We start from the raw sequence: 24,976 nt of genomic DNA, 5'->3' as shown, positions 1-24,976 counted from the left end.
TTGACCCCACGTACAACACGGGGTCCCGCACCGCACGTCACACGCACGTCCCGCACGCCCAACTGCCGCCGAACCGAGGGAGATCGCGTCATGGCGACGACGACGGGGGCCGTACCGACGAAGGGCCCGCGCGGCGCCGCTTCGGCCTGGCCCGAGCTGCACCGCATCCCCCATCCCCCGCACCGGCTGCCCTGGCTCGGCGACCTCCTGGGGGTGAGCCGGAACAACCCCCTCCAGGACAACATCCGCTTCGGCCGCCGGCTCGGGCCGATCTTCCGGCGCAAGGGCTTCGGCAAGGAGTTCGTGTTCGTCGGGGGCGCCTCACTCGCCGCCGACCTGGCGGACGAGGCCCGCTTCGCCAAGCACGTCGGCCTGGGCATAGCCAACCTGCGTCCCGTCGCCGGGGACGCGCTGTTCACGGCGTACAACCACGAGCCCAACTGGCAGTTGGCGCACGACGTACTGGCCCCGGGCTTCAGCCGCGAGGCCATGGCGGCCTACCACCCGATGATGCTGGCGGTGGCCGAGCGGCTCACCGCCCACTGGGACCACGCGGTTGCGGCGGGCCGGTCCGTGGACGTGCCCGGCGACATGACCAAGCTGACCCTGGAGACCATCGCACGCACCGGGTTCGGGCACGACTTCGGCTCCTTCGAGCGCACCCGGCCCCACCCCTTCGTCTCCGCGATGGTGGGCACCCTCACCTACGCGCTGCTCCTCGACACCGTGCCGTCACGGCTGTTGCTGCGACGGGCCGCGCGCCGCAACGAGGCCGACATCGCCCACCTCAACCGCACGGTCGACGACCTGGTGCGGGCCCGGCGCGGTGCGAGCGGGAACGGCGACCTGCTGGACCGGATGCTGGAGACGGCCCACCCGGAGACCGGGGAGCGGCTGTCCCCGCAGAACGTGCGCCGACAGGTCATCACCTTCCTGATCGCCGGTCACGAGACGACCTCGGGCGCGCTCTCCTTCGCGCTGCACTACCTCTCCCGGCATCCCGACGTCGCGGCCCGCGCCCGCGCCGAGGTGGACCGGGTGTGGGGCGATTCCGTGGTCCCGGCCTACGACCAGGTGGCCAGACTGCGGTACGTGCGCCGGGTGCTGGACGAGACGCTGCGGCTGTGGCCGACGGCGCCGGCCTTCGCGCGGGAGGCCCGCGAGGACACGGTGCTGGCGGGCGACCATCCGATGCGGCGAGGGGCCTGGGCGCTGGTGCTCACCCCGATGGTGCACCGGGACCCCTCGGTGTGGGGCGCGGACGCCGACCGGTTCGTCCCGGACCGCTTCGACGCCCGGGCCGTCCGCGCGCGTGCCCCGCACACCTACAAGCCCTTCGGGACCGGGGCGCGGGCCTGCATCGGGCGCCAGTTCGCCCTGCACGAGGCGGTGCTGGTCCTCGGTCTGCTGCTGCGCCGCTACGAGCTGGTCCCGGACCCGGGCTACCGGCTGCGGGTGACCGAACGGCTGACCCTGATGCCGGACGGGCTGCGGCTGCGCCTGGAGCGGCGCACCTCCACCGCCTCCCCGACGGCCGCCACCGCTCCCCCCGCCCTGGAGGAACCGTCGTCAGCGCCCCGCTGCCCAGTGCACGGGACGGGTGACTGACTTTGGCAGGCGGGTGCCCGCACTCCCCCGGGCCGCGTTGAGCTGTGGCTGGGTCAGGAAGAACGCGCCGGTCAGGTCGGCGTCGGTGAGGTCGGTGTCCCGCAGGTCGGCGCCTATCAGATCGGCGCCGCGCAGGTCGGCCCCGGTGAGGTCGGCGGCGATCAGGTAGGCGCCCCGCAGGGTGGCTCCGCGCAGGTCGGCGCCCCGGAGGCGGGCGCCCATGAGGTCCGCGTTCCGGCGGTCCTTGCCGCGGCCGCGGACCCCGGCCCGGGCCAGTTCGCTGGTCCGCAGCAGGAGCACGTTGACCTCCTGGCGGTGGGTACCCACGTCCAGCGCGGCGAGTTCCTCGGGGGTCTGCCGGGTGAGGTCCTCGGTACGCTCCAGGGCCCGCCGCAGATCGGCGTGGACCGGACGGGCGGCGGGCAGCGCGAGGGCCTCGGTGAGGTACCAGAGCAGTTCGTGCAGGTGCCGGACGACCGGGAACACGTCGAACATGCGGCGGGCGTGCTCGCGCGGCCCGGTGCGCCAGTCCTGCCCGCCGAAGGTGACCTGCGAGACCTTCTGTCCGGCGCCGAAGCAGTCGTAGACCGTGCAGCCGGTGAACCCCTTCTGCCGCAGCTTCGCGTGGATGCCGCACCGGTGGTCGCCCTGGAGGTTGGGGCAGGGCCGGCCCGCGTCCTTGTCGAGGGCGAAGTCGGCGGAGGCGGCGAAGGGCAGGGCCACGCAGCACAGGCCGAAGCACTGCGCGCAGTCGCCGCGCAGCGCGGCCCGGTCGGCTGTTCGATCTGACATGACGATCAGCCTACGTGCGCCCCGGGCCGCCCCGCGCCGCGGCGGCTACCTGCCGAACACCTCGAAGGAGACCGCGGGCTTCCCGCCGAACCGCTCCCCCGTGGTCTCGGCTTTCCGGGTCAGGAACGCGCGGACGTACGTCTCGGGGTCCTCGTCCGTCAACACCTCGATGTAGGTGCGGTGTTCGAGCAGCGACCGCACCGCGCGCTCCATGCCCGGCGTGGCGTCCACGGCGTGGGTGGGTGAGCAGGAACCGGAGACGGCGACCCAGCGCACCCCGTTCCACGGCTGAAGGCCCTGCTCGACGAGTTCCGGGAAGATCCAGCGGTTGCCCGCGTCCGCGGCCGCGTCCAGGGTGGCGCGCCCCACCGCGACATGGTCGGGGGTGTTCCAGGCGACACCGCCCCAGGTGTCGCGGTGGTTGAGGGTGATCACCAGCTCGGGGCGGTGCCGGCGGATCGCGGCGGCGATGTCGCGGCGCAGCGCGGTGCCGTACTCGACGACACCGTCCCGGTGGTCGAGGAACTCGACCGACGACACCCCGACCACGGCCGCGCTCGCCCGCTGTTCCCGCTCCCGCAGCGGGCCGCACTTCGCCGGCTCCAGTGTGTCGATGCCCGCCTCGCCGCGGGTGGCGAGCACATAGGCGACCTCCCTGCCGCCGTCGGTCCACGCGGCGATCGCCGCCGAGCAGCCGTACTCGAGATCGTCCGGGTGCGCGACGACGGCGAGGGCACGCCGCCAGTCGTCGGGCATGGGCTGGAGTTGGGTGTTCGTCGGCTCGGTCATGGGGCCAGCCTGTCAGACCTCGTCGCGCGCCAGGGCCAGAAGCCGGTCCAGGACCCGTGGGCCGCCCGCGCGGACACCGTCGTGCTCGAACTCGTCGGTGACCCAGGTGCGCAGGCCGCGGATCGCGCGGGCGGTGTCGAGGGAGTGGGCGGTGTCGACGTACATGTCGTCGTGGTAGACGGCCGCCGCGACCGGCACCTCGTTGGCGGCGAGGCGGGCGCGGTCGTAGAGGGGCGGCCAGTCGGTGCGCGCGGCGAGCAGTTCGGCGGTCTCGCGCAGGGGGCGCAGCGCGGGGTCGCAGTCGAACATCCAGGGGTGGACGGTTTCGCCGGTGAAGAGCAGCGGCCCGTCGCCCGCGAGGGTCTTGGCCGCGTCGAACTGCGGGAACTCGGCGCGGACGCGTTCGGCCGACCATGCGGTGGGGCGGGTGCCCTGGCCGTAGATCGCCTCGTGGACGAGGGCGTAGAGGGGGTGGCCGGCGTACGACAGGAGGCCCTGGACTTCCTCCTGGAACGCGTCGGAGAGGGCCGGGCCCTGGAGCGTGCGGACGAAGGCGTGTTCCAGGAGGTGGTGCAGGCGGTGGCTGCCCTCGCTGCCGCCGAGGACGATGCCGAGGGACTGGAAGGCCTCGACGGTGAGACGGTAGCCGTTCGGGAGGACCACCTCGTGCCGGGTGAGGTGCTCGGCGATCGCCCGCGCGCGTTCGACGTCCTGCGGGTAACGGGCGTAGTGCGCGTCCACCTTGCGCTCGATGCGCGGGTAGGCGGCGCGGTAGACGTCGTCGGCGTGCGCGTCGAGCGAGGGCAGGCCGCCGGTGATGATCGCGGTGCTCAGGCCCTCGGGGGCGGTCGAGAGGTAGTTCACCGTGCAGAAGCCGCCGAAGCTCTGGCCGAGGACGGTCCAGGGGGCGCCGCCGGTGACGGCCGGGCGGATCGCCTCGCAGTCGCGGACGATGGCGTCGGCGCGGAAGTGCGTGAGGTAGTCGGCCTGTTCGGCGGGGCCGCCGCGCAGCGGGAGCGTCTGGCGGTTGGCCGGGGTGGAGTGGCCGGTGCCGCGCTGGTCGAGGAGGAGGACGCGGTACTCGTCCAGCGCGCGGGCCAGCCACGCCTGCCTGCCGACGAAGCGCTGGGCGCCGAAGCCTGGGCCGCCCTGGAGGTAGACCAGCCATGGCAGGTCGCGCTGCGCCTTGTCGGCGGCGACGACCTCACGGGCGTAGAGCTCGATCGTCTCCCCGCCCGGGTCGCCGTGGTCGAGCGGCACGGTGAAGTGCCGGTCGGTGAGGACGAGGCCGGGCTGGCGGTAGCTGGCGGTCAACGGAGCTCCAGGGCGGTCGGGGTGCGGGCCGCGACCCAGTTCAGCACATGTCCGGGCCCGCGCGGGAGCCCCTGGATCAAGGTCGGCTACTGAACCGCCGCTCAGCGGGCCGACAGGCTGGAACGGCGGACCACCAGTTCCGGCTGGAGTACGACGCGCCGGTGTTCGTGCGGCCGGGCCGGGGTGCCCGTGGCGGTCTCCTCCGTCTCCTCCAGGAGCAGTTCGGCGGCGAGGGCGCCGAGGGTGACGGCGGGCTGGCGCACCGAGGTGAGCGGGACGGCCGCGGCGGCCGCGAACTCGATGTCGTCGTAGCCGACGATCGCGAGGTCCTCGGGGACGTCCACACCGGCCGCGTACATGGCCTGCAGGACGCCGAGGGCCAGCAGGTCGTTGGCGCAGAACACGGCCGTGGGGCGGTCGGAAAGCCCGAGCAGCCGGGCTCCGGCGTCCCGGCCCGCGGCGACGTCGAGCCGCTCGGTGGGCAGCTCGCGCAGGCACTGCGGACCGAGCCCCGCCTCGGCCAGCGCGTTCAGCGCGCCGGTGCGGCGGTCACGGACCTGGTTGAAGCCGGGCGGGCCGCTGACGTACGCGATGGAGCGGTGTCCGGCGTCGATGAGGTGCCGCACCGCGAGCGCGCCGCCCGCCACGTCGTCCACGGAGACGGAGCACTCGGTGGTGCCCTCGGCGACCCGGTCCACCAGGACGAACGGGATGCCGTGCCGGCGGAACGACTCGATGTTGCGGCCGGTCGCGTCCGCCGGGGTGAGCAGCACTCCCCGCACCCGCTGCTCGGCGAAGAGCGACAGGTACTCGGCCTCCTCGCCGACGCTCTCGGCGCTGTTGCAGACCATCACACCGAGCCCGGCGTCCCGGGCGGCCCGCTCGGCACCGCGCGCGACGTCGACGAAGAAGGGGTTGCCCATGTCGAGGACGAGCAGCCCCATGATCCGGCTGCGGCCCGCGCGCAGTTGCCGCGCGGACTCGCTGCGGACGTAGCCGAGCCGGTCTATGGCGGACTGGACGCGCGCCCGGGTCTCGGTGGCGACGGTGTCCGGCCGGTTGATGACGTTCGACACCGTGCCGACGGAGACTCCGGCGGCACGGGCGACGTCCTTGATACCCACCGACTGGGCCATCAGGCGGGGACCTCCAGGGAAACGAGGGGTGGCGGGCACGCCTTCACGGTACCGTCACGGCGGCACCCGCCAGACCCTCTCATGCGGGCAGGGCGAAGTCGACGACGTGCAGCGCCGACGGGGTCGTACCGCTGGACTTCTCCTGGTACATGAACGACAGCACGTTGTCCGTGCGGACGCGCATCTCGTCGATGACGACCTCGCCGAAGGCGTTGAGACCGCTGCCGTCGAACAGGAGCTTCCAGTCGGTGTAGCCGGAGGCCTTCGACGCGCCGGCGATCCTCCCGAAGGGGAAGACCGCGTAAGCGTTGTCGTACTTGTCCAGGAACAGCTTGGTGCGCTGACTGGAGTTGAGCGGGACCGGGATCTCGGTCTTCTGCCAGGCGCCGGAGGAGTTCTTGCGGAGGTGGAAGGCGCGGCCGTTGGCGGTGCGGTCGGCGACGTAGTTGGTGGTGCACTGCCCGAAGCGGCCGGGGACGTAGCTGATGATGGCGTGCGGCAGGCCGGCGGAGTCGGTGAACTGGCTCTCCTGGTTCATCAGGGAGTGGTCCGGGTTGAGCGGGTCGACGACCAGGCCGCTGTCGGTGACGGCCACCTTGTCGGAGCCGCCGGTGGTGCCGACGACGGTGCCCGCGTTGTTGCGCCAGGTGCGGCCCCGGTCGTCGGAGAAGACGTAGCCGGTGTCGTGGTTGGTGATGCCGCCGCTGTTGCACATCACGGCGCCGTTCTGCTCGCGCCAGGTGAAGAAGGCGTGCAGGCGGCCGTTGACGTCGTAGTCGATGCCGTGCAGGTACATGTTGCGGGCCGTCGAGGAGCCGTGCTCGCTGGTGTAGGTGCCGGTGGAGCTGGACCACTCGCCGAGGTTGGTCCAGGTCGAGCCGTCGTACTCGGCGACGGCGTTGCGGCCGTTGCCGGAGATGGCGACGCGGTAGCTCAGCTGGAGCTTGCCGTCGGGGGTGGCGACGAACTGCGGGTAGGTGAACTGCGAGGTGAGGGCCAGTCCGTCCAGCGTGGACTGGGGCGCGCCGAAGCGGCTCGCGGTCCAGCTCAGCCCGGCCGGGTTGTCCATCAGGCCCGCCACCGACTTGACGTAGGTGAAGCCGTCGCTGTGGGAGTCCATGTTGAGGTGGAGGCGGCCGTCGACCTTGGAGACGCCCATGGAGATGACGTTGTGGGAGTCGTTGGTCTTGAGGGTGTGGCCGACCTGGACCGTGGACCAGGTGCTCCCGCCGAGGACGCGGCGGCCGACGACGGCGTTGCGGTCGGCGGTGTACCAGACGGCGTACTGGTAGCCCTTGTAGGTCAGCAGCCCGTTCTTCTGGAACGAGTTGTTGTTGACCAGGCCGTCGTAGGACACGAAGAAGATGGCCTGGCTGTCCAGCGTGGTGGTGCCGGTACGGCTGACCGAGGGGCCGGGGTCGGCGGCGCGGGCGGTGCCGGCGGCGAGGGCGGGACCCACCACGGCACTGGCGAGGGCGGCGCCCAGCAGCGTACGTCTGTTCATCTCGGGGGACTCCATTGTCGGCGAGCGGGAACTGCGGGTACGGGGGTCAAGCGAGGTGGAACACTTCGGTGAGCGGTTTCATGGCCTCGTCGGGCCGGGCGCCGTCCAGCGACTCGAAGAACGGCGCCATCTCCGCCTGCCAGCGGGCGTTGACGTCGGTGGCTTCCATACCGGCCTGGGCGGCGGCGAAGTCCTCGGTCTCCAGGTATCCGACGAGCAGGCCGTCCTCGCGCAGGAAGAGCGAGTAGTTGTGCCAGCCGGTGGCCGAGAGGGCTTGAAGCATCTCGGGCCACACGGCGGCGTGCCGCTCACGGTACTCGTCGAGGCGGTCCGCCCTGACCTTCAGCAGGAAGCACACGCGCTGCATCAACAACCCTCCAGGGATCAGAAGTTGAACTGGTCGATGTTCTTCTTGTCGAACACGGTCGGCTTGCCGAGGCTGATCACGCCGTCCTTGCCGATGGTGTACGAGCCCATGTCGCCGGCCGTGAAGGTCTCGCCCTCCTTGCCGGTGATCTGCCCCGAGACCAGCGCCACGGCCGTGCGCGCGGCCAGCTCGCCGAGCTTCGCCGGGTCCCACAGCTCGAAGCCGTCGACGGTGCCGTTCTTGACGTACTTGCGCATGTCGTTGGGGGTGCCGAGGCCGGTCAGCTTGACCTTGCCCTTGTACTTGGAGCCCGAGAGGTACTGGGCGGCGGCCTTGATGCCGACGGTGGTCGGGGAGATGATCCCCTTCAGGTTCGGGTACTCCTGGAGCAGGCCCTGGGTCTGCTGGAAGGACTTCTGGGCGTCGTCGTCGCCGTAGGCGACCTTGACCAGCTTGACGTCCTTGTACTTCGGGTCCTTCAGCTCCTCCTTCATGAAGTCGATCCAGGTGTTCTGGTTGGTCGCGGTCTGCGCGGCCGACAGGATCGCGATCTCGCCCTTGTAGCCGATCTGCTCGGCGAGCAGCTGCACCTCGGTGCGGCCGAGGTCCTCGGCGCTGGCCTGCGAGACGAAGGCGTTGCGGCAGTCGGCGGTGGTGTCGGAGTCGTAGGTGACGACCTTGATGTCGTTCTTCATGGCCTGCTTGAGCGCGGGGCACAGCGCGCCCGGGTCCTGCGCGGAGACGGCCATCGCGTCGACCCGCTGCTGGGTGAGCGTGTTGACGTAGTTGACCTGACCGGAGGTGTCCGTGGCGCTGGACGGGCCGACCTCCTTGTAGCTGGAGCCGAGTTCCTTCAGGGCCGCCTCGCCGCCCTTGTCGGAGGAGGTGAAGTACGGGTTGTTGACCTGCTTGGGCAGGAACCCGACGGTCAGCCCCTTCTTCAGAGCGGCGTTCGGGTCGGCCTTGCCCCCCGAGGCCGCGGCCCCGGTGTTCTCGCTCTTCACGTCCTCCTTGGTGGTGCCGCCGCAAGCGGTGAGAGCGAGAGCGAGGGAGGAGACTGCGGCGACGGCCGCACAGGCACGACGAAGGGAAGTTCTGCGCATGACGAGGGTTCCTTTGTACGAAGGTGAGGTGAGTGCGCCCCATAGGGGCGCGGGTCTGGATTGATTTGAGGCTCCGCCGCGCGGGCGCGACCAGCCACGCACGGCCGTGACTCGGGGAGTCGACCTGTCAGGGGGATGAACTGGCCGCCCGGGCAACGGAGATCTGCCGCGCCACACGAGGCCCGAGCACGGACACCACCAGCAGCACACCGGTCACCACGATCTGCGACTGCGCGGAGACGTCCTGAAGGCTCATCACGTTCTGCAGCACACCCAGCAGGAAGACACCCGCGATCGCCCCGCCGAGCGTCCCCTTGCCGCCGTCGAAGTCGATCCCACCGAGCAACACCGCGGCGATGACGGACAGTTCCAGCCCCGTCGCGTTGTCATAGCGAGCGCTCGCGTAGTGCAGCGCCCAGAACACACCGGTGAGTGACGCCACCAACCCCGTCACCGTGAACAGGATCAGCTTGTGCCGCTTGACGCGGACGCCGGCGAACCGCGCGGCCTCCTCGCTCGCTCCGATCGCGAACAGCGACCGTCCGAACGGTGTGGCGTGCAGGACGACCAGGGCGATCGCGAGCAGCACCAGGAAGGGCAGGAGGGCGTACGGGACGAACGTGTCGCCGATGCGTCCCGCGGCGAAGTCCAGGTACTGCGTGGGGAAGTCGGTCACCGCGTCGGAGCCGAGCACGATCTGCGCGATGCCCCGGTAGGCGGCGAGGGTGCCGATGGTGACGGCGAGGGACGGCAGCCCCAGCCGGGTCACCAGCAGCCCGTTGACGAGCCCGCAGACGACGCCGAGGATCAGGCAGATCGGGATGATCGTCTCGATCGTCATGCCCTGGTTCCACAGCTTGCCCATCACCGCGCCGGACAGCCCCGCGGTGGAGGCGACCGACAGGTCGATCTCGCCGGCGACCACGAGCATCGTCATCGGCAGGGCGATCAGCGCGATGGGCAGGGCGCTGCCGATCAGGAACGACAGGTTGAAGGCGTTGCCGAAGCCGTCGACGAAGGAGAAGGAGAACAGCAGCAGGACGATCAGGAGAGCGCCGACAACTGTGTCCCAGCGGATCGCGCGGCTCACCAGGGATCCGGACTCAGGCATGGCGGGCGTTCCTCTTCTTCAGGGCCGACGCCACCCGCAGCGCGACGACGCGGTCCACGGCGATGGCGAGCAGGAGCAGGATGCCGTTGATGGCGAGCACCCAGACGGAGCTGACGCCGAGGGCGGGCAGGACACCGTTGATGGAGGTCAGCAGCAGGGCGCCGAGCGCGGCGCCGTAGACGCTGCCGGAGCCGCCGGTGAAGACGACACCGCCCACCACCACGGCGCTGACGACGGTGAGTTCGTAGCCGGTGCCGGTGCCGGAGTCGACGTTGCCGAACCGGGCCAGGTACATCGCTCCGGCGAGACCGGCGAGGGCGCCGCAGAAGGTGTAGGCGACGAGGGTCCGCTTGCGCACCGGGATGCCGGCGAGGCGGGCCGCCTCCGGGTTGGAGCCGAGCGCGTACAGTTCGCGGCCGCTGCCGAAGTGCTTGAGGTAGTAGGCCGTGGCGATCAGCACGGCGAGGGCGATCAGCGCCAGGTAGGGCACGGCGGAGATGCCGCCGGAGCCGAAGTCGACGAAGCCGCCGGGCAGGTCGGCCGCCGTGATCTGGCTGGAGCCGACCCAGATGGAGTCGACGCCTCGGATGATGTACATCGTGCCGAGGGTGACGACGAGGGCGGGCACCTGGCCGAGGCTGACCAGCAGGCCGTTGAGGAGACCGACGCCGATGCCGAGGAGCACCGCGAGCGCGATCGCGACGACCGGGTTGCCGCCGCCGTTGAGGTAGGTGCCGGCGGCGTAGGCGGTGATGCCGAGCGTGGAGCCGACGGACAGGTCGACGTTGCGGGTGATGACCACCAGCGACTGTCCGGTGGCGACCAGGACCAGGATGGTCGCGTTCAGCAGCAGGTCCTTGATGCCCTGCTCGGAGAGGAACTGGCTGTTGCCCGCCTGGGTGATCGCGATCATCACCAGGAAGACGACCAGGATGGCGAGTTCGCGCATCTTGAAGACGCGGTCGACCAGCCGGGTGCCACTGGACTTGGACACCTCGGTGGCGGGGGCGGGAGTGGGGGCGGTCACCGTCATGCGGCGGCCCTCCCCGTGGCTGCGGCCATCACGGTTTCCTCGGTGGCTTCGGAGCGGGGGATCTCGGCGGTGAGCCGGCCCTCGTGCATCACCAGCACGCGGTCGGCCATGCCGAGGACCTCCGGCAGGTCGGAGGAGATCATCAGGACGGCGACCCCGTCGGCGGCCAGCTGGGACAGCAGCCGGTGGACCTCGGCCTTGGTGCCGACGTCGATGCCGCGCGTGGGCTCGTCCACGATGAGCACCTTGGGGCCGGTGGCCAGCCACTTGGCGAGGACGACCTTCTGCTGGTTGCCGCCGGAGAGCGTATTGACGGTGTCGGCGATCCGGGCGTACTTCACCTGGAGCTTGACGGCCCAGTCGAGGGAGCGGCTGCGCTCGGCGCCGCGGTCCATCAGGCCGGCCTTCACGGTCGTACGCAGTCCGGTGAGGCCGATGTTGCGCTCGATGGACATGTCCATCACCAGGCCCTGGGCGCGCCGGTCCTCGGGGACGAGTGCCAGGCCGGCAGCCATGGCGGTGGAGGGGGCGCCGTTCGTCAGCCGGTGTCCCTGCACCTCCACTTCCCCGGCGTCCCAGCGGTCGATGCCGAAGACCGCCCGGGCGACCTCGGTACGGCCGGCGCCGACGAGTCCCGCGAGGCCGACGATCTCGCCGCAGCGGACCTCGAAGGAGACGTCGGTGAAGACGCCCTCGCGGGTCAGGCGGCGGACGCTGAGGGCGACCTCGCCGGGCTCGACGTCCTGCTTGGGGTAGAGCTCGTCCAGGTCGCGGCCGACCATGCGGCGCACGAGGTCGTCCTCGGTCATGCCCTCGACCGGCTCGCTGGCGATCCAGGCGCCGTCGCGCAGGGTGGTGACCCGCCGGCAGATCTCGAAGATCTCCTCCAGGCGGTGGGAGATGAACAGCACCGCGGCGCCCTGTTCGCGCAGGGTGCGTACGACGCCGAAGAGACGGGCGACCTCGCTGCCGGTGAGGGCGGCGGTCGGCTCGTCCATGATCAGGACGCGGGCGTCGAAGGAGAGGGCCTTGGCGATCTCGACGATCTGCTGGTCGGCGATGGACAGGCCGCGGGCGGGCCGGTCGGGGTCGAGGTCGACACCGAGGCGCTGCATCAAGGCCGCCGTGGCCGTGTGGGTGGCCTTGTGGTCGATCCGGCCGAGGGCGCGGCGCGGCTGGCGGCCCATGAAGATGTTCTCGGCGATCGACAGGTCGGGGAAGAGCGTGGGTTCCTGGTAGATCACGGCGATGCCGGCGTCGCGGGCGTCGCCGGGTCCGTGGAAGACGACGGGCTCACCGTCGAGCAGCACCTGGCCGGAGTCCGGACGGTGCACCCCGGCGAGCGTCTTGATCAGTGTCGACTTGCCCGCGCCGTTCTCACCGGCGAGGGCGTGCACCTCGCCGGGGAACAGCTCCAGGGAGACGCCTCGCAGGGCGCGTACGGCACCGAAGGACTTGGAGATGTCCTTCAGCGCCAGCACCGGGGCGGGTCCCGTGTCGGACGGGTGGGTCATGGGTGGCTCCTCGACGACGCCTGCGGGAGGCCGTCACGGCGTCGTGAAAGGTTTCAACTGGGTTGCCGGGACGTTAGGCACGGCGGCCATGTCACGTCAATGGGTCCGCGTCGAAAAAATTTCGATAGTGGAAGGTCACGCGCCGGTCACGACGAGAAGGGCTGGGCAGAGGGGTTGACAGCCCTCCGGCGGGCTCATAGCTTCCCATTCTGAATCGTTTCATACGGAAGCCGCCAACCCCGATGTCTCAGGAGCCCGAAGTGACCGATCTCGCCGCGGTGAAGGCCGCGCTGAAGACCCAGGCCGTCGAGACGCCTTCGTGGGCGTACGGGAACTCGGGGACCCGTTTCAAGGTCTTCGCCCAGCAGGGCGTCCCGCGCACTCCGCAGGAGAAGCTGGAGGACGCGGCCCAGGTGCACGCGCACACGGGGGTGGCGCCGACCGTCGCGCTGCACATTCCGTGGGACAAGGTGGAGGACTACGCGGCTCTGGCGAAGTTCGCCGAGGAGCGGGGCGTCAAGCTCGGCGCCATCAACTCCAACACCTTCCAGGACGACGACTACAAGCTGGGCAGCATCTGCCACCCGGACGCGAAGGTGCGACGCAAGGCCGTCGACCATCTGCTGGAGTGCGTCGACATCATGGACGCGACGGGCTCCGCCGATCTCAAACTGTGGTTCGCCGACGGGACGAACTATCCCGGGCAGGACGACGTGCGGGGGCGGCAGGACCGGCTGGCGGAAGGGCTGGCCGAGGTGTACGAACGGCTCGGGGACGGGCAGCGGATGCTGCTGGAGTACAAGTTCTTCGAGCCCGCGTTCTACACGACCGACGTTCCGGACTGGGGCACCGCCTACGCGCACTGTCTGAAGCTCGGGCCCAAGGCGCAGGTCGTGGTCGACACGGGTCACCACGCGCCGGGGACCAACATCGAGTTCATCGTCGCGACGCTGCTGCGGGAGGGGAAGCTCGGCGGGTTCGACTTCAACTCGCGGTTCTACGCGGACGACGACCTGATGGTGGGGGCGGCGGATCCGTTCCAGCTGTTCCGGATCATGTACGAGGTCGTGCGTGGGGGTGGGTTCACCTCCGAGGTCGCGTTCATGCTGGACCAGTGCCACAACATCGAGGCGAAGATTCCGGCGATCATCCGGTCCGTGATGAATGTGCAGGAGGCCACGGCGAAGGCGCTGCTGGTGGATCGGGCGGCCCTGGCTGACGCGCAGGTCTCGGGTGATGTGCTGGAGGCCAACGCGGTGCTGATGGATGCGTACAACACGGATGTGCGGCCGTTGCTTCGTGAAGTGCGCGAGGAGATGGGGTTGGACGCGAACCCGATCGCCGCGTACAAGGCGTCCGGGTGGGCCGAGAAGATCGTTGCTGAGCGGGTTGGTGGGGAGCAGGCCGGCTGGGGGGCGTGAGCTTCTGCCGGTTCTGTTGTGTGCGGGGTGCGGGCCCTGTGTGTGGCTGGTCGCGCCCACGCGGCGGAGCCGCATATCGATGCAGCCCCGCGCCCCTATGGAAGTGCACTCATCCCTCCTCTGGAAGTTAGGAACATTCATGTCCACCCATCCCGAAGCCGCCGCCCTTCTCGCGCGGTCCCGTCGGCTTGGTGCTGATCCCCGCAACACGAACTACGCCGGCGGCAACGCGTCCGCCAAGGGCACCGACACCGACCCCGTCACCGGCGGGGACGTCGAGCTGATGTGGGTGAAGGGGTCCGGCGGGGACCTCGGGACGCTCACCGAGGCGGGCCTGGCCGTGTTGCGGCTGGATCGGATGCGGGCGCTCGTCGATGTGTATCCCGGTGTGGAGCGCGAGGACGAGATGGTCGCCGCGTTCGACTACTGCCTGCACGGTAAGGGGGGCGCCGCTCCCTCCATCGACACCGCGATGCACGGTCTCGTCGACGCCGCCCATGTCGATCATCTGCACCCGGACTCGGGGATCGCGCTCGCGTGTGCGGCGGACGGGGAGAAGCTGACCGCGGAGTGCTTCGGGGACAGCGTGGTCTGGGTGCCGTGGCGGCGGCCCGGGTTCCAGCTGGGGCTGGACATCGCGGCCGTGAAGGAGGCCAACCCGCAGGCCATCGGGTGTGTGCTCGGCGGGCACGGGATCACCGCCTGGGGTGACACCGCCGAGGAGTGCGAGCGCAACTCGCTGCACATCATCCGGACCGCCGAGGCGTTCCTCGAGGAGAAGGGGAGGCCGGAGCCGTTCGGGGCGGTCGTCCCCGGGTACGAGGCGCTGCCCGAGGCGGAGCGCAGGGAGCGGGCCGCCGCTCTGGCGCCGTATGTGCGGGCCGCCGCCTCTCAGGACAAGCCGCAGGTGGGGCACTTCACCGACTCCGATGTGGTGCTGGACTTCGTGGCGCGGGCCGAGCACCCTCGGCTCGCCGCGCTGGGGACGTCGTGCCCCGACCACTTCCTGCGGACGAAGGTTCGGCCGCTCGTCCTCGACGTGGCGCCGAACGTGCCGCTTCAGGACGCGGTCGCCCGGCTCAAGGAGCTGCACGCCGAGTACCGGGCGGAGTACGCCGCCTACTACGAGCGGCACGCCGACGCCGACTCACCGGCGATGCGCGGTGCCGACCCGGCGATCGTGCTGGTGCCGGGCGTGGGCATGTTCTCCTTCGGCAAGGACAAGCAGACCGCCCGGGTCGCCGGCGAGTTCTACGTCAACGCGATCAACGTGATGCGGGGCGCCGAGGCGGTGTCGACGTACGCGCCGATCGAGGAGTCGGAGAAGTTCCGCATCGAGTACTGGGCGCTGGAGGAGGCCAAGCTCCAGCGGATGCCGAAGCCGAAGGCGCTCGCCACGCGGGTCGCGCTCGTCACCGGGGCCGGCAGCGGCATCGGCAAGGCGATCGCCCACCGGCTGGTGGCCGAGGGAGCCTGTGTCGTCGTCGCCGATCTGAACGCCGAGAACGCGGCCGCCGTCGCGGAGGAGCTCGGCGGGGCCGACAAGGCCGTCGCCGTGGCCGTCGACGTGACGTCCGAGGAGCAGATCGCGGACGCGTTCAAGGCGGCGGTGCTGGCCTTCGGCGGGGTCGACCTCGTCGTCAACAACGCGGGGATCTCGATCTCCAAGCCGCTGCTGGAGACCTCCGCGAAGGACTGGGACCTCCAGCACGACATCATGGCCCGCGGGTCCTTCCTCGTCTCGCGTGAGGCGGCCCGGGTGATGATCGCCCAGGAGCTGGGCGGCGACATCGTCTACATCGCCTCGAAGAACGCCGTCTTCGCCGGGCCCAACAACATCGCCTACTCCGCGACCAAGGCCGACCAGGCGCACCAGGTGCGGCTGCTGGCCGCCGAGCTCGGTGAGCACGGCATCCGCGTCAACGGGGTCAACCCGGACGGGGTGGTGCGCGGCTCGGGCATCTTCGCCGGTGGCTGGGGTGCCAAGCGGGCGGCCGTGTACGGGGTCGAGGAGGAGAAGCTGGGCGAGTTCTACGCGCAGCGGACCATCCTCAAGCGTGAGGTGCTGCCCGAGCATGTCGCCAACGCCGTGTTCGCGCTGGCGGGCGGGGAGCTCACCCACACCACCGGGCTGCATGTGCCCGTCGACGCGGGTGTAGCGGCCGCGTTCCTCCGGTGACGGGCGTGCGGTCGTACGCCGCGGTCGACCTCGGCGCGTCCAGTGGGCGCGTGATGGTCGGCCGCGTGACCCCGGACTCGCTGGACCTGGTGGAGGCGCACCGCTTCCCCAACCGGCCGGTCCGGGTGCCGGAGGGGCTGCGCTGGGACATCCTCTCGCTGTACCGAGGGGTGCTGGACGGGTTGCGGGCGGCCGGGCAGGTGGATTCCGTCGGCATCGACAGCTGGGCCGTGGACTACGGCCTGCTGGACGCCGACGGGGCACTGCTCGGCAACCCGGTGCACTACCGCGACGCCCGCACCGAGGGCGTCGCGGAGAAGGTGTGGGCGAGTGTGCCCGCCGCCGAGCTGTACGCGGCGACGGGCATCCAGTACGCGCCGTTCAACACGCTGTACCAGCTGACGGCGGCCGCCGGTTCGGCCCAGCTCGCGCAGGCGCGCCGGCTGCTGCTCGTTCCCGACCTACTGTCGTACTGGCTGACGGGCGAGCAGGGCACCGAGCTGACCAACGCCTCGACGACCCAGCTCGTCGACCCCCGGACGCGCGCGTGGTCGTACGACCTGGCCGCCCGGCTGGGGATCGACCTGAGCCTGTTCGCGCCGCTGCGGCAGCCGGGGGATCCGGCCGGCGCGCTGCGGGCGGAGGTGCTGGAGGAGACGGGGCTCACCGGGCCGGTGTCCGTGACGACGGTCGGCTCGCACGACACCGCGTCCGCGGTCGCCGCGGTGCCCGCCACGGGCGAGCGGTTCGCGTACATCTGCACCGGGACCTGGTCGCTGGCCGGTCTGGAGCTGGACGCGCCGGTGCTGACCGAGGAGAGCCGCGCCGCCAACTTCACCAACGAGCTGGGGCTGGACGGCACGGTCCGCTATCTCCGCAACATCATGGGACTGTGGCTGCTCCAGGAGTGCGTACGGGCCTGGGGCGACCCGGACCTGGGCGTGCTGCTGCGGGAGGCGGCCGCCGTACCGGCGCTGCGGTCGGTGGTGGACGCGGGGGACCCGGGGTTCCTGGCGCCGGGGCGGATGCCGGAGCGGATCGCCGAGGCGTGCCGGACGTCGGGGCAGCCGGTGCCGGAGAGTCGGGCCGAGGTGACCCGGTGCATCCTCGACTCGCTCGCGCTCGCCCACCGACGGGCGATCGAGGAGGCGCAGCGGCTGGCCGGCCATCCGGTGGACGTGGTGCACATCGTGGGCGGCGGCACCCGCAACGCCCTGCTGTGCCAGCTCACCGCCGACGCCTGCGGGCTGCCGGTGGTGGTCGGCCCGACGGAGGCGGCCGCCCTGGGCAATGTGCTCGTGCAGGCCCGGGCGCAGGGCCTCGTCGGTGACCTGGCCGACATGCGGCGCCTGCTCGCCCGTACCCAGCCGCTCACGCGGTTCGAGCCGCTCGGCGGCACGGACCGCTGGCGTGCCGCGGAGGCCCGTCTCGCCACACGGTGAGACGGGGACTCCCCCTGCCCGTCTCCTCCTATTAGGCTGCACTCATCCGATGACCGACCTCGAGGAGCCGCGATGCGTGTCGCATTGTTCCTGACCTGTGTCAACGACACGCTCTATCCGGACACTGGCCGTGCCGTGGTGAAACTGCTGGCCAGGCTGGGTGTCGACGTGGACTTCCCGATGGCCCAGACCTGCTGCGGGCAGGCGCACTACAACACCGGCTATCGTCACGAGACGGAGCCGCTCGCCCGGCATTTCTCCGATGTATTCGGTGAGTACGAGGCGATCGTCACGCCGTCCGGGTCGTGTGGGGCGATGGTGCGGGAGCTGTATCCGCGGATGGGTGAGCGGGCCCGGGCGGAGGGGCGCGGGGAGAGTCTCGCGGCCACGCTGGCGCCGGTGGTGCCGAAGACGTACGAGCTCACGGAGTTCCTGGTGGACGTGCTGGGGGTGACGGACGTGGGGGCGTACTACCCGCACAAGGTGACGTACCACCCGACGTGTCACGGGCTGCGCGGGCTCGGGCTGGGCGACCGCCCCCGACGGCTGCTCCAGGCCGTCAAGGGACTGGAGCTCGTGGAGCTGCCGGGTGCCGAGGAGTGCTGCGGTTTCGGCGGCACGTTCGCACTGAAGAACTCCGATGTCTCGGCGGCGATGGGCGCGGACAAGGTGCGCAACGCCGAGTCGACGGGCGCCGAGGTGCTGTGCGCGGCCGACAACTCCTGTCTGATGCACATCGGCGGGACGATGGCCCGGCTGAGCACGGGCATGCGGCCGGTGCACATCGCGGAGATCCTGGCGAGCACGGAGGAGGAACCGGCCGTATGAGCGGGACGTTCGTCGGCATGCCGGCGTTTCCGAAGGCCGCGCACGAGGCCGTGGGCAACACGACCCTGCGCGGCAACCTGCGCCACGCCACGCACACCATCCGTGCCAAGCGGGCGAACGCCGTGGCGGAGGTGTCCGACTGGGCCGAGCTGCGCGAGGCGGGCAAGCGGATCAAGGACCACACGCTGCGCCATCTCGACCGTTATCTCGAACAGGTGGAGGAGTCGGTCGTCGCGGCGGGCGGCGTCGTCCACTGGGCGGCCGACGCCGACGAGGCGAACCGGATCGTGACCCACCTGGTGAAGATGACCGGGGAGTCGGAGGTCGTCAAGGTCAAGTCGATGGCCACGCAGGAGATCGGGCTCAACGAGGCCCTGGAGGCGGAGGGCATCCACGCCTACGAGACCGACCTCGCCGAGCTGATCGTGCAGTTGGGCAAGGACCGGCCCTCGCACATCCTGGTCCCCGCCATCCACCGCAACCGGGGCGAGATCCGCGACATCTTCGCCCGGGAGATGGGCGAGTGGGGCCGTCCTGCCCCGGAGGGTCTGACCGACACCCCGGCCGAGCTGGCCGAGGCGGCGCGGCTTCACCTGAGGGAGAAGTTCCTGCGCGCGAAGGTCGGCATCTCCGGTGCCAACTTCATCGTCGCGGACACCGGCACCCTGGTGGTCGTCGAGTCCGAGGGCAACGGCCGGATGTGTCTGACCCTGCCCGAGACACTGATCTCGGTCGTCGGCATCGAGAAGATCGTGCCGACCTGGCGGGACCTGGAGGTCTTCCTCCAGACCCTCCCCCGCTCCTCCACGGCCGAGCGCATGAACCCGTACACCTCGACCTGGACCGGCACCACCGACGGCGACGGCCCCAGCACCTTCCACCTGGTCCTGCTCGACAACGGCCGCACCGACACCCTCGCCGACGAGGTGGGCCGCCAGGCCCTGCGCTGTATCCGCTGCTCGGCGTGCCTGAATGTGTGCCCGGTGTACGAGCGGGCCGGAGGCCATGCGTACGGTTCGGTGTACCCGGGCCCGATCGGCGCCATCCTGAGCCCGCAACTGCGGGGCACCCAGAGCGAGATCGACGCCTCGCTGCCGTACGCCTCGTCGCTGTGCGGGGCCTGCTACGAGGTGTGCCCGGTCGCCATCGACATCCCGGAGGTGCTGGTGCACCTGCGGGAACGGGTCGTCGAGGGCGGCCCGGTGACGCGGGAGGGCAACAGGGTGGTGCTGAAGCCGGCGAAGGGGCACGCCACCGAGCGGGCCGCCATGCGGGCGGCGCGCTGGGCGCTGGGCCGGCCGGGCGCGCTGCGTACCGGCCAGCGGCTGGCCTCCCGCACCCGGAGGCTCCATCCGCGCGCGCTGCCGGGTCCCGGCAAGGCGTGGAGCGGGACGCGGGACCTGCCGGCGGTGCCGGCGGAGCCGTTCCGCGACTGGTGGCAGCGCACGCGCGGCGGGAAGGACGGCGGACAGTGAACAGCAGGGAACGGATCCTGGGCCGGGTGCGACGCGCGCTGGCCGACGTACCGGGCGACGAGGCGTCCTACGAGCGGGCCGTGGCACGGGACTATCTGCGCGAGCACGGGGAGCGCACCGTCGAGCAGACGGTGGACCTGCTCGCGGAGAACCTGGCGGACTACCGCGCGATCGTGCACCGCTGCACGGCCGACGATCTGGCGGCGACCGTCGCGGGAATCCTGTCCGCACGGGGCACGCGGACGGTGCTCGTGCCGCCGGGTCTGGATCCGGGGTGGCTCGCGGCAGTGGAGGGCGCCGAGCGGGTCGCGGACCGGGCGGAGAGCACCCCGCACGAGCTGGACGGGGTCGACAGCGTGGTCACCGGGTGCGCGGTGGCGATCGCCGAGACCGGCACCATCGTGCTGGACGGGGGCCCCGACCAGGGGCGCCGCCGCGTCACCCTCGTCCCCGACCACCACATCTGTGTGGTGCGGGTGCCGGAGCAGGTGGTGTCGTCGGTGCCGCAGGCCCTCGAACGCCTCGATCCCGTACGCCCGTTGACGTGGATCTCCGGTCCTTCGGCGACCAGCGACATCGAGCTGGACCGCGTGGAGGGGGTGCACGGCCCGCGCACGCTGGAGGTGGTGCTGGTGGGCGAGGTCTGACGGACGTGAACCGCCCCCGCCCAAGGTCAGTGGGCGGGGTCGGCGTCGTAGGCCTCCCTGGCGTTCTCGACCCTGTCGAGGTGGGTGGCGGCCCACTCGGCGAGGTGGGCGAAGAGTGGGGCGAGGCTGAGTCCGAGGTCGCTGATCTCGTACTCGACGCGGGGCGGCACCTCCGGATGGTAGGTGCGCACCACCAGCCCGTCGCGTTCCAGTTGCCGCAGCCGCTGGGTGAGCACCTTCGGCGTGATGCCGGTGATCCGCCGTTCCAGCTCCACGAAGCGCTGACGGCCGTAGGTGTGCAGGCTCCACAGGATCGGCGTGGTCCACCGGCTGAACACGATGTCGACCACCGGGCTGACCGGACAGGCGAGTTCGGGGACGGTGGCGGTGGACGACGCCCCGTGCTGATGACCAGTCATGCGCATCCCTCCGGGGAAGTCACTTTCCTCTAGGTACCTACTATATCCGCGCTGTTAGCGTCGCTCCCGTCTTCAACCACACGGTTACAGCTGGGAGTTGGTCATGTTCGTGGTGACGGGTGCGACCGGGAACGTCGGCAGAGAGCTGGTACGGGCCCTCACGGAGGCCGGGGAACGGGTCACGGCGGTGTCGCGCGGGGTCTCGGGGGTGCCGGACGGGGTGCCGCACCGGAGGGCCGATCTGACCGAGCCGGAGAGTCTGCGGCTCGCCTTCGAGGGCGCTCACGCGGTCTTCCTGCACGACGGTGGGCCCGGCGCCCATCTGCTCAGCCCCCGGGACATCGTGGACGTGGCCAAGCGGGCCGGTGCCGCCCGGGTGGTGCTGCTGTCCTCGCAGGGCGTCGTGACCCGGCCGGCGTCGGCCTCGCACGGCGGCACGGGCCGCGCGATGGAGGACGCGGTGCGCGGGTGCGGGCTGGAGTGGACGATCCTGCGGCCCGGCGGCTTCCACTCCAACGCGTTCGCGTGGGCGGAGTCGGTCCGTTCCCGGCGGACCGTCGCCGCGCCGTTCGGTGACGTGGGCCTGCCCGGGGTCGACCCGGCCGACATCGCCGAGGTCGCCGCGGTGGCGCTGCGCGAGGACGGCCACGCCGGAGCGGTCCACGAGCTGACGGGCCCGGCCCTGGTCACGCCCCGGCAGCGGGCCGGGGCGATCGCCGCCGCGCTCGGCGAGCCGGTGCGCTTCGTCGAGCAGACGCGCGAGGAGGCCCGGGCGCAGATGCTGGCGTTCATGCCCGAGCCGGTGGTCGACACCACCCTGGACATCCTCAGCGAACCGACCCCCGCCGAACTCCGCGTCAGCCCCGACGTGGAGCGCGTCCTCGGCCGGGCACCGCGCGACTTCGCCGACTGGGCGCGGCGGCATGCGTCGGTCTTCCGCGGGGGCGGTACGGCGACCGGGTGACAGAAGCGCTGAACAAGCGCTTAGATAGTCGCCCGGCCACTGTTCCGCCCGCGACCACCGGAGGCCCTGGTGTTCACGTCCGTCGACGAAGTCTCCGCCCGCCTCGCCGAGACCGGCTACCTGGCCTCCCCCGCGGTCGCCACCACCGTCTTCCTCGCCGACCGCCTCGGCAAGCCGCTCCTCGTCGAGGGCCCGGCGGGGGTCGGCAAGACGGAACTGGCGAAGGCCGTGGCGCAGGTGGCCGGGGCGCGGCTGGTGCGACTGCAGTGCTACGAGGGGGTCGACGAGGCCCGTGCGCTGTACGAGTGGAACCACGCCAAGCAGCTCCTGCGCATCAGCGCGGGCCGCGAGGAGTCGTGGGACGAGACGCGGACCGACATCTTCAGCGAGGAGTTCCTGCTGACGCGTCCGCTGCTGACCGCGATCCGCGGCGACGACCCCAAGGTGCTGCTGATCGACGAGACCGACAAGGCGGACGTCGAGGTGGAGGGCCTGCTCCTGGAGGTCCTCAGCGACTTCCAGGTGACCGTGCCCGAGCTGGGCACCATCACCGCGACCCGCCGCCCCTTCGTGGTCCTCACCTCCAACGCGAGCCGTGAGCTGTCGGAGGCGCTGCGCCGGCGCTGCCTGTTCCTGCACATCGGCTTCCCCGAGGAGGAGCTGGAGCGGCGGATCGTCCGGCTGAAGGTGCCGGACATCGACGAGGCGCTGGCCGCGTCCGTGGTGCGGGTAGTGGGCGCGCTGCGCGCGATGGACCTGCGCAAGGTGCCGTCGGTGGCCGAGACCCTCGACTGGGCGCGCACCCTGCTGGCACTCGGCGCGGACACCCTCGACGAGACCGTCGTACGCGACACCCTGGGCGTGATCCTCAAGCACCAGGACGACGTCCTCAAGGCGGCCGCCAAGCTGGACCTGGACGCGCTGTGACGCCGGACGCGGCCACGCCCACGGAGCCCACGGACGTGACGGCGCGGCTGACCGCTCTGGTCGCCGCGCTGCGCACGCACGGCATCCGCATCGGCACCGGTGAGACCGTGGACGCCGGGCACGCGGTCGCCGCGCTGGGTCTGGCCGACCGCGGGCTGCTGCGTGAGGGGCTCGCCGCGACGCTGCTGCACACACCGGGCCAACGGGCCGTGTTCGACGCCGTCTTCGACCTGTACTTCCCCCTCGGGGTCGGCGCGCCGGAGGGCGGCCGGGCCGACCGCGACGACCTGCGCGACCGGCTCGTGGCGGCGCTCACCGCCGACGACACCGCGCTGCTGGGCCGGCTGGCGATGGAGGCGGTCGACGGCTTCGGCGGGTACGGGAGTTCACCGGGCTCGGACGGCTGGTCGTCGTACCAGGCCCTCGACCGCATCAGGCCGCAGACGCTGATGGCCCGCGTCCGCGACGGCGTGCGCGCGCAGTCGGGCGCGGCGGGGTTCACCGACCGGCTCCTCGAGGACGAGATCCGGCGGCGGATCGAGGCCTTCCGCGCCCTGGTGGGGGCGGAGGCGCGGCGCCGGGTCGCCGAGCGGCGCGGCCGCGACGAGATCGCGCGGCGGGCGGTGGCCCCCACCGCCGACCGGGTCGACTTCCTGTACGCCGGGAAGGACCGGCTGGCCGAACTGCGCCGCACCGTGCAGCCGTTGGCCCGCAAGCTGGCCACCCGGCTGGCCGCCCGCCGCCGGCGCGCCGCCCGCGGCACGATCGACCTGCGCCGCACCCTGCGCGGCTCGCTGTCGACGGGCGGGGTGCCGGTTCGGCCCGTGCTGCGCCGACGCCGGCCCGCCCGCCCCGAACTGGTGCTGCTGTGCGACGTGTCGGGCTCGGTGTCCGGCTTCTCCGACTTCACGATGCTGCTGGTGCAGGCGCTGCACGACCAGTTCAGCAAGGTGCGGGTGTTCGCCTTCGTCAACCGCATCGACGAGGTGACCGGCCTGCTCGCGCACGGCACGGCCGACCCGGAGGGCCTCGGCGCCCGCATCCGCGCCGAGGCCACCCTCACCGGCTGGCACGGCAGCAGCGACTACGGCGTCGCCCTGGGCGAGTTCGCGGAACGGTACGGCGCCGCGGTCGGCCCCCGTACGACGGTGTTCGTGCTCGGCGACGCCCGCACCAACATGAGCGACCCGAACCTGCCCGCCGTCCGCCGGATCACCGAACGGGCCCGCCGGGCCTACTGGTTGAACCCCGAGCCCCACGCACAGTGGGGCACGGGCGACTCGGCCGCCCTGGCCTACGCCGAACTGATCGAGATGCACGAGTGCCGCAACGTCCGCCAACTCAGCTCACTGGTGGGGCGGTTGCTGCCGATTTGAGCGCTCGCCGATGGCTTCTCACTCTGCTGACGAGTCTGCGTAGCGGGCCGCGATCGCGGCGGCGCGGTCGCGCAAGGCGGTGCGCAAGGACTGCGGGGCCAGGGCTTCCGCGTCCGTGCCGAGCTGCCACAACGCCCATTCGGCGTGCCGTGAATCCTGGAAGGTCACCTCCAGCCGCAGCCGGCCGTCCGCGTCGGGTTCCTCGGCCCGGACGGCCAGCACGGTGTCCAGCAGTTCCTCCCGCCGCTCCGGGTTCACCCGCACCAGCACGGTGATGTGGTCGCCGCCGGAGAGGAACCGAGCGGAGCGTTCCCGCCAGATCCGGTCGAGATCGACCCGGTTCGGTCGCTCCGCGGCTTCGGGGAGTTCCTCGGCGGCCAGCACCCGGGACAGCCGGTAGGTGCGGTCCGCGCCGGATCGCGTGGCCAGCAGGTAGGCCCGGTCGCGTACGGTGACCAGCCCGATCGGGTCCACCGTGCGCCACTGCGGTGTCTGCCCCGTGGCCGCGTAGTGGATGCGCAGCCTGCGCCCGGCGAGCACCGCGCGCCTGACCACGGCCATGGTGGTGTCGGGTACCTCGTCGGTGACCAGCCGGCGTGCGAGCAGGTCGGTCTCCGGGTCGACGAGAAATCGCTGGGCCGCGTCGCTCGCGGTGGCCCGGTGGCTTTCGGGCAGCGCGTCGACCACCTTCCGCATGGCCGAAGCGAGCGCCGAACCGAGGCCGAACACCTGCTCACCGCGCCCCGACCCGGCGGTCAGCACGGCAAGGGCCTCGTCGTGGTTCAGCCCGGTGAGCTCTGTCCGGAAACCGGGCAACAACGCGAAGCCGCCGTGCCGGCCGCGCTCGGCGTAGACGGGGACACCGGCCGCGGACAGCGCCTCGATGTCGCGCAGCACCGTGCGGGTGGACACCTCCAGCTCGCGCGCGAGCGTGTCAGCGGTCAGCCGACCGCCCCGGCGCAGCAGCAGCACCAGTGAGACCAGCCGGTCGGCGCGCATACGCGAACTGTATCGAAATACATGACTG

Annotated in this window: 22 protein-coding genes; 10 read left to right on the top strand and 12 right to left on the bottom strand. The window is 71.5% G+C overall.

All coding sequences use genetic code 11. The features are described from left to right. The first annotated feature begins 90 nt into the window (after window positions 1–90). Window positions 91–1,608 (top strand): cytochrome P450, encoded by a 1,518-nt coding sequence (locus IG99_RS07900; protein ID WP_037671265.1) that lies wholly within the window; start codon window positions 91–93, stop codon window positions 1,606–1,608. Here IG99_RS07900 and IG99_RS07895 read toward each other — a convergent pair. The 10 genes from IG99_RS07895 to IG99_RS07850 form a co-directional block, all read right to left on the bottom strand. Continuing rightward, a complete protein-coding gene (locus tag IG99_RS07895) occupies window positions 1,570–2,400 on the bottom strand; it encodes a pentapeptide repeat-containing protein (RefSeq protein WP_037671264.1) in 831 nt (276 codons plus the stop codon). The genes IG99_RS07900 and IG99_RS07895 overlap by 39 nt on opposite strands. Window positions 2,401–2,445: 45 nt before the next feature. Further along, entirely contained in the window at window positions 2,446–3,189 is a 744-nt protein-coding gene (locus tag IG99_RS07890; protein WP_037671262.1) for a PIG-L deacetylase family protein, read from the bottom strand. A gap of 12 nt (window positions 3,190–3,201) precedes the next feature. Further along, on the bottom strand, window positions 3,202–4,503 hold the full coding sequence (locus IG99_RS07885; protein WP_037671261.1) for an alpha/beta fold hydrolase: 1,302 nt from the start codon (window positions 4,501–4,503) through the stop codon (window positions 3,202–3,204). A gap of 101 nt (window positions 4,504–4,604) precedes the next feature. Next, the gene (locus tag IG99_RS07880; protein WP_037671259.1) at window positions 4,605–5,639 is read right to left on the bottom strand and encodes a LacI family DNA-binding transcriptional regulator; all 1,035 of its coding nucleotides are present in this window, start codon (window positions 5,637–5,639) and stop codon (window positions 4,605–4,607) included. A 79-nt stretch (window positions 5,640–5,718) separates the two neighbouring features. Continuing rightward, window positions 5,719–7,143 (bottom strand): BNR repeat-containing protein, encoded by a 1,425-nt coding sequence (locus IG99_RS07875; RefSeq protein WP_037671257.1) that lies wholly within the window; start codon window positions 7,141–7,143, stop codon window positions 5,719–5,721. 46 nt (window positions 7,144–7,189) lie between these two features. After that, window positions 7,190–7,510 (bottom strand): L-rhamnose mutarotase, encoded by a 321-nt coding sequence (locus IG99_RS07870; protein ID WP_037671256.1) that lies wholly within the window; start codon window positions 7,508–7,510, stop codon window positions 7,190–7,192. 17 nt (window positions 7,511–7,527) lie between these two features. Next, window positions 7,528–8,613: a rhamnose ABC transporter substrate-binding protein gene (rhaS, locus tag IG99_RS07865; RefSeq protein ID WP_037671254.1), complete on the bottom strand. Its 1,086-nt coding sequence runs from the start codon at window positions 8,611–8,613 to the stop codon at window positions 7,528–7,530. Window positions 8,614–8,740: 127 nt separating this feature from the next. Then, window positions 8,741–9,724, bottom strand: coding sequence for an ABC transporter permease (locus IG99_RS07860; RefSeq protein WP_037671252.1), 984 nt, complete (start codon window positions 9,722–9,724; stop codon window positions 8,741–8,743). After that, complete coding sequence (locus IG99_RS07855; protein WP_037671250.1) at window positions 9,717–10,757, bottom strand: ABC transporter permease; 1,041 nt, start codon at window positions 10,755–10,757, stop codon at window positions 9,717–9,719. The genes IG99_RS07860 and IG99_RS07855 overlap by 8 nt, the downstream gene beginning before the upstream one ends. Continuing rightward, on the bottom strand, window positions 10,754–12,271 hold the full coding sequence (locus IG99_RS07850; protein WP_037671248.1) for a sugar ABC transporter ATP-binding protein: 1,518 nt from the start codon (window positions 12,269–12,271) through the stop codon (window positions 10,754–10,756). The genes IG99_RS07855 and IG99_RS07850 overlap by 4 nt, the downstream gene beginning before the upstream one ends. Before the next feature lie 260 nt (window positions 12,272–12,531). Here IG99_RS07850 and rhaI point away from each other — a divergent pair, with 260 nt between their 5' ends. The 6 genes from rhaI (at window position 12,532) to IG99_RS07820 (ending at window position 20,263) form a co-directional block, all read left to right on the top strand. Continuing rightward, the gene (gene rhaI / locus IG99_RS07845) at window positions 12,532–13,692 is read left to right on the top strand and encodes an L-rhamnose isomerase (RefSeq protein WP_037671247.1); all 1,161 of its coding nucleotides are present in this window, start codon (window positions 12,532–12,534) and stop codon (window positions 13,690–13,692) included. Window positions 13,693–13,831: 139 nt separating this feature from the next. Next, window positions 13,832–15,871 (top strand): bifunctional rhamnulose-1-phosphate aldolase/short-chain dehydrogenase, encoded by a 2,040-nt coding sequence (locus tag IG99_RS07840; RefSeq protein WP_037671246.1) that lies wholly within the window; start codon window positions 13,832–13,834, stop codon window positions 15,869–15,871. 5 nt (window positions 15,872–15,876) lie between these two features. Continuing rightward, window positions 15,877–17,313 carry a rhamnulokinase gene (locus IG99_RS07835; protein WP_037671470.1) on the top strand — a complete coding sequence of 479 codons (1,437 nt, stop codon included), beginning with the start codon at window positions 15,877–15,879 and terminating at the stop codon, window positions 17,311–17,313. Between the two features lie 72 nt (window positions 17,314–17,385). Beyond that, window positions 17,386–18,141: a (Fe-S)-binding protein gene (locus IG99_RS07830; RefSeq protein ID WP_037671244.1), complete on the top strand. Its 756-nt coding sequence runs from the start codon at window positions 17,386–17,388 to the stop codon at window positions 18,139–18,141. Beyond that, on the top strand, window positions 18,138–19,616 hold the full coding sequence (locus IG99_RS07825; protein WP_037671242.1) for a LutB/LldF family L-lactate oxidation iron-sulfur protein: 1,479 nt from the start codon (window positions 18,138–18,140) through the stop codon (window positions 19,614–19,616). Before IG99_RS07830 ends, IG99_RS07825 begins: the two co-directional genes overlap by 4 nt. Beyond that, a complete protein-coding gene (locus IG99_RS07820) occupies window positions 19,613–20,263 on the top strand; it encodes a LutC/YkgG family protein (RefSeq protein ID WP_037671240.1) in 651 nt (216 codons plus the stop codon). Before IG99_RS07825 ends, IG99_RS07820 begins: the two co-directional genes overlap by 4 nt. Before the next feature lie 26 nt (window positions 20,264–20,289). On the opposite strand, the gene IG99_RS07815 is transcribed toward IG99_RS07820, so the two are convergent. Further along, window positions 20,290–20,682 carry a winged helix-turn-helix transcriptional regulator gene (locus IG99_RS07815; protein WP_037671468.1) on the bottom strand — a complete coding sequence of 131 codons (393 nt, stop codon included), beginning with the start codon at window positions 20,680–20,682 and terminating at the stop codon, window positions 20,290–20,292. A gap of 103 nt (window positions 20,683–20,785) precedes the next feature. On the opposite strand from IG99_RS07815, the gene IG99_RS07810 reads away from it, so the two are divergent. From IG99_RS07810 to IG99_RS07800, 3 genes are all read left to right on the top strand, one after another. Further along, complete coding sequence (locus IG99_RS07810; RefSeq protein ID WP_037671239.1) at window positions 20,786–21,646, top strand: NAD(P)H-binding protein; 861 nt, start codon at window positions 20,786–20,788, stop codon at window positions 21,644–21,646. Between the two features lie 69 nt (window positions 21,647–21,715). Beyond that, window positions 21,716–22,573: an AAA family ATPase gene (locus IG99_RS07805; RefSeq protein WP_037671238.1), complete on the top strand. Its 858-nt coding sequence runs from the start codon at window positions 21,716–21,718 to the stop codon at window positions 22,571–22,573. A 35-nt stretch (window positions 22,574–22,608) separates the two neighbouring features. Further along, on the top strand, window positions 22,609–23,949 hold the full coding sequence (locus IG99_RS07800; protein ID WP_037671467.1) for a VWA domain-containing protein: 1,341 nt from the start codon (window positions 22,609–22,611) through the stop codon (window positions 23,947–23,949). Window positions 23,950–23,967: 18 nt separating this feature from the next. Here IG99_RS07800 and IG99_RS07795 read toward each other — a convergent pair whose 3' ends face one another. Then, window positions 23,968–24,948 (bottom strand): helix-turn-helix transcriptional regulator, encoded by a 981-nt coding sequence (locus IG99_RS07795; RefSeq protein WP_037671237.1) that lies wholly within the window; start codon window positions 24,946–24,948, stop codon window positions 23,968–23,970. Between the last annotated feature and the right edge of the window lie 28 nt (window positions 24,949–24,976).

The organism is Streptomyces griseus subsp. griseus (assembly GCF_000720255.1).
GTDB lineage: Bacteria > Actinomycetota > Actinomycetes > Streptomycetales > Streptomycetaceae > Streptomyces > Streptomyces griseus_I.
This window is presented reverse-complemented; position numbering and strand designations above follow the sequence as displayed.